Annotated in this window: 10 protein-coding genes and 1 pseudogene; all 11 read left to right on the top strand. The window is 66.8% G+C overall.

Going from position 1 to position 12,382, the window contains the following annotated elements; genetic code table 11:
* On the top strand, positions 1-1,288 hold a 1,288-nt coding region (locus ABE485_RS30255), incomplete at its 5' end, for a chemotaxis protein CheW (protein ID WP_346518944.1).
* Positions 1,289-1,304: 16 nt separating this feature from the next.
* Positions 1,305-1,805: a chemotaxis protein CheW gene (gene cheW / locus ABE485_RS30250; RefSeq protein ID WP_054456661.1), complete on the top strand. Its 501-nt coding sequence runs from the start codon at positions 1,305-1,307 to the stop codon at positions 1,803-1,805.
* 93 nt (positions 1,806-1,898) lie between these two features.
* The gene (locus tag ABE485_RS30245) at positions 1,899-3,602 is read left to right on the top strand and encodes a methyl-accepting chemotaxis protein (protein WP_346518946.1); all 1,704 of its coding nucleotides are present in this window, start codon (positions 1,899-1,901) and stop codon (positions 3,600-3,602) included.
* A gap of 8 nt (positions 3,603-3,610) precedes the next feature.
* Positions 3,611-4,462: a CheR family methyltransferase gene (locus tag ABE485_RS30240; protein WP_346518943.1), complete on the top strand. Its 852-nt coding sequence runs from the start codon at positions 3,611-3,613 to the stop codon at positions 4,460-4,462.
* A gap of 23 nt (positions 4,463-4,485) precedes the next feature.
* Positions 4,486-5,544 (top strand): protein-glutamate methylesterase/protein-glutamine glutaminase, encoded by a 1,059-nt coding sequence (locus ABE485_RS30235; RefSeq protein WP_346518942.1) that lies wholly within the window; start codon positions 4,486-4,488, stop codon positions 5,542-5,544.
* 51 nt (positions 5,545-5,595) lie between these two features.
* Positions 5,596-5,985 (top strand): chemotaxis response regulator CheY, encoded by a 390-nt coding sequence (gene cheY, locus ABE485_RS30230; protein ID WP_008159684.1) that lies wholly within the window; start codon positions 5,596-5,598, stop codon positions 5,983-5,985.
* A gap of 8 nt (positions 5,986-5,993) precedes the next feature.
* The gene (cheZ, locus tag ABE485_RS30225; protein WP_346518941.1) at positions 5,994-6,626 is read left to right on the top strand and encodes a protein phosphatase CheZ; all 633 of its coding nucleotides are present in this window, start codon (positions 5,994-5,996) and stop codon (positions 6,624-6,626) included.
* A gap of 350 nt (positions 6,627-6,976) precedes the next feature.
* The gene (locus ABE485_RS30220) at positions 6,977-8,524 is read left to right on the top strand and encodes a methyl-accepting chemotaxis protein (RefSeq protein WP_430795485.1); all 1,548 of its coding nucleotides are present in this window, start codon (positions 6,977-6,979) and stop codon (positions 8,522-8,524) included.
* Positions 8,525-8,698: 174 nt separating this feature from the next.
* Positions 8,699-9,853, top strand: a complete 1,155-nt coding sequence (gene flhB / locus ABE485_RS30215; protein WP_346518940.1) for a flagellar biosynthesis protein FlhB — start codon at positions 8,699-8,701, stop codon at positions 9,851-9,853.
* Between the two features lie 3 nt (positions 9,854-9,856).
* Entirely contained in the window at positions 9,857-11,977 is a 2,121-nt protein-coding gene (gene flhA, locus ABE485_RS30210; protein ID WP_346518939.1) for a flagellar biosynthesis protein FlhA, read from the top strand.
* A pseudogene (locus ABE485_RS30205) lies at positions 11,974-12,382 on the top strand (flagellar biosynthesis protein FlhF); the annotation flags it as partial. The gene flhA and the pseudogene ABE485_RS30205, both read left to right, overlap by 4 nt.

The raw sequence follows: 12,382 nt of genomic DNA, 5'->3' as shown, positions 1-12,382 counted from the left end.
GGCGGCGCCTGAAGCGCCCGCTGCCGAAACCGGCGCCCCGGCTGCCCGCGCGGCTGCCCGCCCGGCCGCCGCCGCCGCCGCCCATGCGGACAAGGAATCCACCTCGATTCGCGTCGGCGTGGAAAAAGTCGACCAGGTGATCAACCTGGTGGGCGAACTGGTCATCACGCAAGCCATGCTGGCGCAGACCGCCTCCACGCTGGATCCGGTGCTGCACGACCGCCTGCTGAACGGCATGGAGCAGCTCGAGCGCAACGCCCGCGACCTCCAGGAAGCGGTCATGTCCATCCGCATGATGCCGATGGACTACGTGTTCAGCCGCTTCCCGCGCCTGGTGCGCGACATCGCCGGCAAGATGGGCAAGCAGATCGAACTGCAGACCTACGGCCGCGCGACCGAACTGGACAAGAGCCTGATCGAGCGCATCATCGATCCGCTGACCCACCTGGTGCGCAACAGCCTGGACCACGGCATCGAGACGCCCGAAAAGCGCATCGCCGCGGGCAAGGACCCGGTTGGCCAGCTGGTGCTGTCCGCGCAGCACAACGGCGGCAACATCGTGATCGAGGTCAGCGACGACGGTGGCGGCCTGAACCGCGAAAAGATCCTGAAGAAGGCCATGGCCCAGGGCCTGGCCGTCAACGAGAATTCGCCCGACGACGAGATCTGGCAACTGATTTTCGCGCCGGGTTTCTCCACCGCCGAGAAGGTCACGGACATTTCCGGCCGCGGCGTCGGCATGGACGTCGTGCGCCGGAACATCCAGGACATGGGCGGCCACGTGCAGCTGTCGTGCGAGCCGGGCAACGGCACCACGACCCGCATCGTGCTGCCGCTGACCCTGGCGATCCTGGACGGCATGTCGGTGCGCGTGGGCGAGGAAACCTTCATCCTGCCGCTGAACCACGTTACCGAGTCGCTGCAGCCCACCAACGACCAGATCTATTCCGTGGCCGGCAACGAGCGCGTGATGCATGTGCGCGGCGAATACCTGCCGCTGGTGGAGATGCACCGCGTGTTTTCGGTGGGCGGCGCCCAGACCGATCCCACGCAGGCGATCGCCGTGATCATGCAGGCCGAGGACCGGCGCTTTGCGCTGCTCGTCGATCACCTGATCGGCCAGCACCAGGTCGTGGTGAAGAACCTGGAATCGAATTACCGTAAGGTCCCGGGCATTTCCGCCGCCACCATCCTGGGCGATGGCAGCGTGGCCTTGATTGTCGACGTATTTGCGCTCGCGCGCGCCAACCGGGAACGCTGGTCGCAGCCCGAAGCCGTTCTGAATTGATGGAGCACTAAAAATCATGGCAGCCAAACCGCAAGCGCAAGCCGCGCGCAATGAAGATGTCGGCAGCGAATTCCTGGTCTTCACGCTGGGCGACGAGGAATACGGCATCGACATCCTGAAGGTGCAGGAGATCCGCGGCTACGACGCCGACACGGTCACCCGCATCGCGAATGTTCCGCCCTTCATCAAGGGCGTGACGAACCTGCGCGGCATCATCGTGCCGATCGTCGACCTGCGCATCAAGTTCAACCTGGGCCGCGTCGACTACAACGAGCAGACCGTCGTCATCATCCTCAACCTCGACCGCCGCGTCGTGGGCATCGTGGTCGATGGCGTGTCGGATGTGCTGATGCTCAATTCCGGCCAGATCCGTCCCGCGCCCGAATTCGGCGCCACCCTGTCGACCGAGTACCTGACGGGGCTGGGCACCGTGGACGAGCGGATGCTGATCCTGGTGGACATTGAAAAGATGATGACCAGCGACGAAATGGCGTTGGTGGAGAAGGTCGCCTCCTGATCGGAGTCCGGCCGGAATGCGGGGTAGAGGCGCCATATTGATTGCGATGTGGCGCTTTCCTTTAACGATTGCAGTCAAGGGGTGGTTCTTGTGATACGCAAGTTTTTCGCGAACATGACGATACGCAGCAGCCTTTTGTGGGTGCTGGCGTTCTTCTCATTCATGTTGGTGATCGGAGCGGCGCTGGGCGTGCTGTCTCTGCGCATCAGCAATGGGACGTTGGCCGAAATCAAGCAATCGCAGGAACTGGACGATGCCGTTGGCCGCGTCGTGTCAAGCTACAAGGACACCCTGAACGGCCTGGGCCGCGCGGCCTCGGCCAACTATGCGGACATCGTCCGCAGCGTCGGCCAGCCCACCCTGATTTCGCAGGGACTGTCGAGCGAAGCGGCCGGCCTGCTCGAGCGCGCCAAGGCGTCGCTCAACAAGGGCCAGGCCGAGTTCGATTACTTCAAGACCTTGCCGCGTCCGCCCGAAGCGGCGGAAGCGCTCAAGGAAATCGAGGATTCCTACGCCACCCTTGCGCAGCAGGGCGTGGCTCCGCTGGTGGCCGCGCTGGAAAAGGCCGACATGCCGGGCTACCAGACGCACATCCAGATGGTGCAGGATGCGCTGGAAGGCCGTTTTGCACGGGCCGTCGAAGGTTTCGACTTCTGGCGCGCCAGCAAGATGCTGGATGCGCACGAGGTCGCCCAGGTGCGCTACCAGTTCGTGCTGATGGCGGTGAGCGCCGGCGGCGTGATCGCCGCGCTGCTGGTCTTCGCCACCTACGTCTTCCTGCGCCGCCGCGTGCTGCAGCCGCTGAAGGAAGCCGGTCACCACTTTGACCGGATCGCCGGCGGCGACCTGACCGCCCGCGTGGAAGTCAGCAACACCAACGAAATCGGCCAGCTCTTCGCGGCGCTCAAGCGCATGCAGGAAAGCCTGACCCGCACGGTGTCGTCCGTGCGCCGCGGCGTCGACGAAATCAACGTCGGGTCGCATGAGATCGCGGCCGGCAACACCGACCTGTCCAGCCGGACGGAGCAGCAGGCGGCCTCGCTCGAGGAAACCGCGGCCTCGATGGAAGAACTGGCTTCGACCGTCAAGCAGAACGCCGACAACGCGCGCCAGGCCAACCAGCTGGCGGCCAGCGCGTCGGATGTGGCCGAGCGCGGCGGCGCGGCGGTGTCGGAAGTGGTCAGCACCATGGAAGGCATTTCGGCCAGCTCGCGCAAGATCTCCGAGATCGTGTCGGTGATCGACGGCATCGCGTTCCAGACGAACATCCTGGCGCTGAACGCCGCGGTGGAAGCTGCGCGCGCGGGCGAGCAGGGCAAGGGCTTTGCGGTGGTAGCGGGCGAAGTGCGCTCGCTGGCGCAGCGCAGCGCGCAGGCGGCCAAGGAAATCAAGGGCCTGATCGAGGACTCGGTGACCAAGGTGGGCGCCGGTTCGCAGCAGGTTGAACGGGCGGGCGCGACGATGCAGGAGATCGTGGCGTCGGTCAAGCGCGTGACGGACATCATGGGCGAGATCTCGGCGGCTTCCGAAGAGCAATCGAGCGGCATCGACCAGGTGAACCGCGCGGTGTCGCAGATGGACGAAGTGACGCAGCAGAACGCGGCGCTGGTGGAAGAGGCCGCGGCCGCCGCCGGCTCGCTGCAGGAGCAGGCGCAGCGCCTGGCCGAAGCGGTGGCCGTGTTCAAGATCAATACGGGCGAAGTCATCGAAGTGCCGGCCCACCGGCTGTCTTCGGTGCACGCCTCCTATGACGATGCCAGGCTGCACGCGCCCGACGCGCCGGCACTGGGACGCTGAGGATACGAGTGGCAACTGCGGCGAATACGGCCCCGTCCATTTCGGTGGACCGCCAGTTTGATTTCCGGGACGCGGATTTTTCCCGCGTCCGGAAGATGATCCATGCGCGCGCCGGCATTTCGCTGGGCACGCACAAGCGCGAGATGGTCTACAGCCGCCTGGCGCGGCGCCTGCGCGCCCTGGGTGGGCAAGACTTCGGCAGCTATCTGGACCAGCTGGAGAATGAACCCGACGCGGCGGAGTGGGAAGACTTCATCAACGCGCTCACGACCAACCTGACCGCGTTCTTCCGTGAATCGCACCACTTCCCGATCCTGGCCGACTTCGCCAAGAAGCGCGGCCCGCTGTCGGTCTGGTGCTGCGCCGCGTCCACGGGCGAAGAGCCGTATTCCATCGCGATCACGCTGACGGAAGCGCTGGGCCCGCGCGCGTCGGCATCGTCGGTGCTGGCGACGGACATCGACACCAGCGTGCTGAACCGCGCGCGCACCGGGGTCTACCCGAACGAGCGCGTCGCCAAAATGGAGCCGGAGCGCCTGCGCCGCTTTTTCCTCAAGGGCCGTGGCGCCAACGAGGGGCAGGTGAGGGTGCGTCCGGAAATCGCGGAGATGGTGCGGTACGAGACCCTCAACCTGCTGTCGCCGTCGTGGGGGATCACCGAGAAGTTCGATGTGATCTTCTGCCGCAACATCATGATCTATTTCGACAAGCCCACTCAGGCGAAGATCCTGGAACGGTTCGTGCCGCTGATGAAGCCGGGCGGCCTGCTGTTCGCGGGCCACTCCGAGAACTTCACCTATATCAGCCGGGATTTTCGTCTGCGCGGGCAGACGGTCTACGAATGCGCAAATAAGGCCTGAACGGGCCAGGGCAGCAAATCAAGATGAAGAAAATTAGCGTTTTGTGTGTGGATGACTCCGCGCTCGTGCGGGGCTTGATGACGGAGATCATCAACAGCCAGCCGGACATGGAAGTGGTTGCGACCGCTCCGGATCCGCTGGTGGCGCGCGACCTGATCAAGCGCCACAACCCCGACGTACTGACGCTGGATGTGGAAATGCCCCGCATGGACGGGCTGGATTTCCTGGAAAAGCTGATGCGCCTGCGTCCCATGCCGGTGGTGATGGTGTCGTCGCTGACCGAACGCGGCGGTGAAATCACCCTGCGCGCGCTCGAACTCGGTGCGATCGACTTCGTGACCAAGCCCAAGCTGGGGATCCGCGACGGCCTGCTCGAATACACGGAACTCATCGCGGACAAGATCCGGGCAGCGTCGCGGGCCAAGCTGCGCGCGCCGACCCCCCATGCCGCGCAGGCCGCGCCGGCACCCATGCTGCGCCGTCCGCTGTCCAGCTCGGAAAAGCTGGTCATCGTGGGCGCGTCCACGGGCGGCACCGAGGCAATCCGAGAAGTCCTGCAGCCTCTGCCGCCGGACAGCCCGGCAATCCTGATCACGCAGCACATGCCCGCCGGATTCACGCGGTCGTTCGCGCAGCGCCTGGACGCGCTGTGCGCCGTGACCGTGCGCGAGGCCGTCCACGGCGACCGCGTCCTGCCGGGCCACGTGTACCTGGCGCCGGGCGGCGACACGCACATGCGGCTGGGCCGCAGCGGCGCCAACTATGTGATCGAGCTGGAAGCCAGCGAACCCGTCAATCGCCATCGTCCGTCGGTGGACGTGCTGTTCAACTCCGCAGCCGTCGCGGCGGGCAAGAACGCCATCGGCGTCATCCTGACCGGGATGGGCAAGGATGGCGCCGCCGGCATGCTCGCCATGCACCGGGCGGGCGCACATACGATTGCGCAGGACGAGGCCAGCTGCGTGGTCTTTGGCATGCCCCGCGAGGCCATCGCCATCGGGGCTGCATCTGAAGTGGTGCCGTTGTCGGCGATGAGCGAACGCATTCTGACTCGCCTGGGCGACCGTGGACACCGCGTCTGACGCGGACAAGTCGCACGATCGGTCTCAAGCAAATTTTTTCTGGAGTTAAAGATGGTAGACAAGGGCCTGAAGATTCTGGTGGTGGATGACTTCCCCACCATGCGGCGGATCATCCGCAACCTGCTCAAGGAGCTGGGTTTCGAGAACGTGGATGAGGCCGAGGACGGCGCCATTGGCCTGGAGAAGCTGCGCAATGGCGGCTTCCAGTTCGTGGTGTCCGACTGGAACATGCCCAACCTGGATGGCCTGGAGATGCTCAAGCAGATCCGCGCCGATGCGTCGCTGGCCTCGCTGCCGGTGCTGATGGTGACGGCCGAAGCCAAGAAGGAAAACATCGTTGCCGCCGCCCAGGCCGGCGCCAACGGTTACGTGGTCAAGCCCTTCACGGCGGCAACGCTGGAAGAAAAGCTGACCAAGATCTTCGAGAAAATTGCCGGCTGAGGTGCGCGATGAGCTCAACGGAAACTGTTGACCCGGCGGAATCGCCCGATTTGATCCACCGCATCGCGTCGCTGACGCGCATGCTGCGCGACAGCATGCGCGAGCTGGGCCTGGACCAGGCGATCAAGGACGCGGCCAACGCCATCCCCGACGCCCGCGACCGCCTGCGCTACGTGGCGCAGATGACGGAGCAGGCGGCCAACCGCGTGCTCAACGCGACCGAGCAGGCCGGCCCCATCCAGGACGGCATGGCGCGTTCGGCCCAGGCGCTGGATGGCCGCTGGCAGCAGTGGTACGACCAGCCGCTGGAATTGCCCGAGGCGCGGGAACTGGTGAAGGACACGCGCGCGTTCCTCGCCGACGTGCCCAAGCAGACCCAGCAGACCCAGTCCAAGCTGATGGAAATCATCATGGCGCAGGACTTCCAGGACCTGACGGGCCAGGTCATCATGCGCATGATGGACGTGGTGGGCGCGATCGAACGCGAGCTGCTGCAGGTGCTGCTGGACAACGTGCCGCAAGAGCGCCGCGACGAAGCCAACAGCCTGCTCAACGGCCCGCAGATCAGCCCGCAGGGCAAGACCGACGTGGTCACCAGCCAGGACCAGGTCGACGACCTGCTGGCGAGCCTGGGCTTCTGACGACGCGAGACGCCTGGCGCCGAGTTTTTGTGTGCGGTTGCCGGGCCCGCGCTCTCTGTCCACGTGTCTGACACCCGTGTGAGACGGCCTTCATGCGGCCGGGCTGCTCCAAGGGTGTCAGACACCGACCCATCCCGACCCGCTGCGCTGCGGATCTCGGACGCCGACCGCCGTCCCCGCCGTCCGGCCACCGTCTCATGACGTATTCCCTAAGGGCGCAAACGCCGCCCGGCCGATAGACTTCCTGCCAACAATAATCGGGGCCTCGCAGCACGAGACAAGGCGCGCCCTGCGCGCCAGGCCATGGATGCCCGAAGCAGGCAATCCGGGCCAGGGAAAGGAGGTTCATCTTGGCCAGATCCGTATTCCGCCTGGGCGGCATGTGGGGGTTGTTGCGCCGGCTCAACCGCGGCGACGCGATGCTGTCGGACCGCGCCCTGTCCTTAAGTCCGGCCGCCTGGCCGCTGTACCGCTTTCTCGGGCAGATCCGCACGCGTGTCATGACCGTGCGGCAATCCAGCATCGAAATCGCGCTCAACGCGGCGCGAACGCAATTCCAGGCCGGCCGGTGCTCGCTGCTGGCGCGCGAACAGGCGCGCGCGGCCGACGCCCTGGCGGCCAGCGGCGCGCAGATCGCCGACCTTTCCGCATCCACCTCCACCCATGCGCGCGAGATCGCCGACGTGTCGGGCCAGAACCTGCATGCGGCCCAGCGGGCGCTGGCCGAGCTGTCCGAGGTCAAGGCGCGCGTCGACCGCATGACGCGCGAGATGGCGGCGTTCACCGAGGTCGTCGGGCAGCTCGCGACGCGCGCGCGATCGGTGGGCGACATCAGCAAGGTCATCAAGGACATCGCGTTGCAGACGCAGCTGCTTGCGCTGAACGCGGGCGTCGAGGCGGCCAGGGCAGGGGACGCGGGGCGCGGCTTCGCGGTGGTCGCCAGCGAGGTCGGCCGGCTTGCCGAGCGCGTCAATACCGCCACCGGCGATATCGGCCGCCACACCACCGAGATGCTGGGGCTGGTGGACACGACCCAGCGCCAGACGGGCACGCTGCGCGAGGACGTCGATGCCTCGGGCGCGGTGCTGGACCGCACCTGCGGCGGCTTCGAGCGCTTCGTGCGCGATTTTGAAAGCATGAACCGCCAGGTGGGCGACGTGGTCCAGGCGATTGGCGAGGTCGACGCCACCAACCATGGCATGAGCCAGGAGGTCGGCCGCATCGCGGCGCTGAGCGCCGACGTGCTCGAGCGCGTCGGCAGCATGTCCAGCGAGATCGACCGCATCCGCCGCCAGACCGAGAGCGTGCAGGAGGTGCTGGCGGACATGCGCACGGGCGATACGGCCTTCGACAGCCTGTCCGACGCGCTGGAGGCCTTCGCGGATGCGGCCCAGGGACTGCTGCACGACGCCAGGCGTCGGGGCCTGGACGTCTTCGACCGCCACTACCAGCGCATACCCGGCAGCGAACCGGCGCGCTACCACACCGCCTATGACCGCGGCATCGACGAGGCCCTGACGCGCCTGCTCGACAGCGTGCTCGACGCCGTGCCGGGCGCCATCTACACCATCCTGGTGGACAACCGCGGCTACGCGCCGGCTCACAACAGCCGGTTTTCCCATGCGCCCACCGGCGATCCGAAGGTGGATATCGCCAGGGTGCGCAACAAGCGCATCTTCGACGATCCCGTGGGCGCGAGGCTGGCCGCCAATACCGGGACGATGCTGTTCCAGACGTATTCGCGCGACACCGGCGAGATCGTCAACGACATCTCCATCCCCATTTATTTGGGGGCGGAACACTGGGGCGCGGTCCGGATCGGGCTGGACTACGCGCGCTTCCAGTCCCTCCAGGAACCGGAGGTTGCCGGCCGCCGCGCGGCGCCGGCGGCGGGCTGACGGGGCCCGCGCGCGGGCGGCGCGGAACCCGGCCCGACGGGAGGCGGCCGCGCATCCGGGAATAGCGCCGCTTTCCCCCCGTTTCTTGGCATATCGCCAAAGCCCGGCGCCTCCTAGAATCTCGGCGGGCGGCTTGCAATCCCAATATCCGCAAGCCGCGAAACCCCGCAGAGCATGTCCGAAGAAAGCGACCTCGAAAAAACCGAAGCCGCCTCTCCCAGGCGCCTGGAAAAGGCGCGCGAGGAGGGGCAGATTGCGCGTTCCCGGGAACTGGGCACGTTCATGATGCTGGCTGTCGGTGTCGCGGCGATCTGGGCCGGCGGGGGTTCGCTCTACCAGGGGCTGAGCGGGGTGCTGCGCAATGGCCTGGCGTTCGACCAGCGCGTCACCAACGATCCGGGCGTCATGGTCGAGCAGGCGGTCAACGGCTTCGGCCACGCCCTGATGGTGCTCCTGCCGATCTTCGGCCTGCTGGCGGTGGTCGCCGTGCTGTCCAGCGTGGTGCTGGGCGGCCTGGTCATTTCGGGCAAGCCCCTGCAGCCCAATTTCTCCAAGCTCAGCCCGCTTGCCGGCCTCAAGCGCATGTTCTCGTCGCAGACGGTGGTGGAGCTGATCAAGGCGCTGGCCAAGGCCGCGCTGGTGGGCGGCGTGGCGGTCTGGGTCATCTGGCGCTATCACGACGATATGCTGAGCCTGATGCACGTGGCGCCCTCGGCGGCGCTGACCAAGGCCCTGTCGCTGGTGGCGATGTGCTGCGCCTTCATCGTGGCCTCGCTGCTGATCATCGTCATGCTGGACGTGCCCTGGCAGATCTGGAGCCACCTGAAGAAGCTGCGCATGTCCAAGGAAGACGTGCGCCAGGAACACAAGGAAAGCGAAGGCGATCCGCACGTGAAGGCCCGCATCCGGCAGCAGCAGCGCCAGGCGGCGCGGCGCCGCATGATGTCCGAGGTCCCGAAGGCCGATGTCGTGGTGACGAACCCCACGCACTATGCGGTGGCGCTGAAGTACGAAGAATCGAAGGGCGGGGCGCCGCGGGTGCTGGCCAAGGGCACGGGCCTGATCGCCGCCAAGATCCGCGAGCTGGCCGCCGAGAACCGGATTCCCACATTGGAGGCGCCGCCCCTGGCGCGCGCATTGCATCAACACGTCGAGCTGGGACAAGAAATCCCGGCCGAGCTGTATACCGCGGTGGCGGAAGTGCTGGCATGGGTATTCCAGCTGCGTTCCTGGCGCTCGGGATGGGGGGTCGAACCGACGGCGCCCACCAAACTGAACGTGCCAGCCGCACTGGACCCGCAGGCAAAAACCGCAGCACAAGGAGTTTAAGGAATGAGCGCACTGCTCACCATGTTGAAGAGTAACGGCGCCACGCACGCGCGGCTGCTGGCGGGTCCCATCCTGATCGTGATGGTGCTGGGCATGATGGTGCTGCCCCTGCCCACGTTCCTGCTGGACCTGCTGTTCACCTTCAACATCGCGTTGTCCGTGATGATCCTGCTGGTGGCCATGTTCACGCGCAAGCCGCTGGACTTCGCCGCGTTTCCGGCCGTGCTGCTGTTCGCCACGCTGCTGCGCCTGTCGCTGAACGTCGCGTCCACCCGGGTGGTGCTGCTGCACGGCCACACCGGCCCCGACGCCGCGGGCAAGGTGATCGAGGCCTTCGGGCACTTCCTGGTGGGCGGGAACTTCGCCGTCGGGATCATCGTCTTCATCATCCTGACCATCATCAACTTCATCGTCATCACCAAGGGTGCGGGCCGTATCGCGGAAGTCGGGGCGCGTTTCACCCTGGATGCCATGCCCGGCAAGCAGATGGCGATCGACGCCGACCTGAACGCCGGCCTGATCGGCGAAGACGAAGCGCGCAAGCGCCGCGCCGAGGTTTCACAGGAATCGGACTTCTTCGGCTCGATGGACGGCGCCAGCAAATTCGTGCGCGGCGACGCCATCGCCGGCCTGCTGATCATGGCCATCAACATCATCGGCGGCCTGATCGTGGGCGTGGCCCAGCACGACATGTCGATGGGCGATTCGGCGCGCGTCTACACGCTGCTGACCATCGGCGACGGCCTGGTTGCCCAGATCCCGGCGCTGGTGATCTCCACCGCCGCCGGCGTGGTCGTGTCGCGCGTGTCCACCGACCAGGACATCGGCCAGCAGATCATCAGCCAGCTGTTCTCCAATCCGAGCGTGCTGTTCCTGACCGCCGGCATCATCGGCATCATGGGCCTGATCCCCAACATGCCGCACATCGCCTTCCTGACGCTGGCCGGCGCGCTGGCATGGGGCGGCTGGGCGCTGTACAAGCGCAGGCAGGCCGCGGCCGTGGCCGCCGAGGAGATCCCGCCGCAGGCGATCACCCAGGCGCAGGCCGCCGCCGCCGAGGCAAGCTGGGAGGACGTGTCCATGGTGGACCAGCTGGGCCTGGAAGTGGGCTACCGGCTGATTCCCCTGGTGGACCACGCCCAGAACGGCGAACTCCTGCATCGCATCCGCAGCCTGCGCAAGAAGTTCGCGCAGGACGTGGGCTTCCTGCCGCCGGTCGTGCACATCCGCGACAACCTGGAGCTCAAGCCGAACGACTACCGCATCCTCCTGTCCGGCGTGGAAGTGGGCAGCGGCGTCGCGATGCCCGGCCAGTGGCTGGCCATCGATCCGGGCGGCGTGACGATGCAGATCAAGGGCACGCCCACCACCGATCCGGCCTTCGGCCTGCCGGCGCTGTGGATCGACAGCGCGCTGCGCGACCAGGCGCAGGTGGCGGGCTACACGGTGGTGGACGCAGGCACGGTGGTCGCCACGCACCTGAACCACCTGATGCACCGCCACGGCTCGAACCTGCTGGGCCGCCAGGAAGTCCAGCAGTTGCTGGATCGCATCGGCCGCGACGCGCCCAAGCTGGTCGAGGACCTGGTTCCGAAGACGCTGTCGCTCACCGCGCTGCAAAAGGTGCTGCAGGGCCTGCTGTCGGAAGAAGTGCCGATCCGCGACATGCGCACCATCATCGATACGCTGTCCGAGCACGGCCCGCGCCTGGCGGCGCTGGCGGCCGGCTCGGGCGGCCAGCCCGATATCAACGAACTGATCGCGCTGACCCGCCGTGCGCTGGGCCGCGCCATCACGCAGCAGTGGTTCCCGGGCGAAGGAGAATTGCGCGTCATCGGGCTGGATGTGAAGCTCGAGCGCGTGCTGTCGCAGGCCATGACGACCAGCGGCGGCCTGGAGCCGGGGCTGGCCGATACGCTGCTGCGCGAGGCGCAGGCGGCGGTCGAGCGCCAGGAATCGCAGGGCAATGCGCCGGTGCTGCTGGTGTCGCCGGTGCTGCGCGCGCCGCTGTCGCGCTTCCTGCGGCACCATCTGCCGCAGCTGGGCGTGTTGTCGAATACGGAAATTCCCGATGAGCGCATCGTCCGCGTGACGGCGCTGATCGGCGGGAGCAACGGGCAATGAAGATCAGCCGCTTCTTTGGGGCAAACAGCCGTGACGTGATGCGCCAGGTGCGCCAGGTGCTGGGGCCGGACGCGTTGATCGTGTCGAACCGCAGTGTCGACGGCGGCATCGAGGTGCTGGCGACGATGGACGGCGCGTTCGACGACGAGCCCGCCCAGACGCCGCCGCGCGCGGCGTCCGCGGCCGCGCAGCAGGCACAGGAACGACAGCCCGCCGCATCGCCCTATGCCGCGCCGGGCGACCGCGCGCAGCCCGCGCCGCAGGTCATGCCGCAAGGCGGTTACGCGGCGCCGTCGCGGTCCATCGCGGCTTACCAGTCCGCGTATGCGGCCTCGGCGCAGCCCGAGCCCGAATCCGGGCAGGACGCAGCTGGCTTCGATGGCCGGCCGTTCGAGTCGCTTGCGC

Source organism: Achromobacter spanius, assembly GCF_039673305.1.
Taxonomy (GTDB): Bacteria; Pseudomonadota; Gammaproteobacteria; order Burkholderiales; family Burkholderiaceae_B; genus Achromobacter; species Achromobacter spanius_F.
This window is presented reverse-complemented; position numbering and strand designations above follow the sequence as displayed.

Bases quoted from the DNA above. Each gene is read 5' to 3' on its own strand.
- cheW (WP_054456661.1), top strand. From the start codon at position 1,305: ATGGCAGCCAAACCGCAAGCGCAAGCCGCGCGCAATGAAGATGTCGGC.
- flhB (WP_346518940.1), top strand. From the start codon at position 8,699: ATGTCCGAAGAAAGCGACCTCGAAAAAACCGAAGCCGCCTCTCCCAGG.
- cheZ (WP_346518941.1), top strand. From the start codon at position 5,994: ATGAGCTCAACGGAAACTGTTGACCCGGCGGAATCGCCCGATTTGATC.
- flhA (WP_346518939.1), top strand. From the start codon at position 9,857: ATGAGCGCACTGCTCACCATGTTGAAGAGTAACGGCGCCACGCACGCG.
- cheY (WP_008159684.1), top strand. From the start codon at position 5,596: ATGGTAGACAAGGGCCTGAAGATTCTGGTGGTGGATGACTTCCCCACC.
- ABE485_RS30235 (WP_346518942.1), top strand. From the start codon at position 4,486: ATGAAGAAAATTAGCGTTTTGTGTGTGGATGACTCCGCGCTCGTGCGG.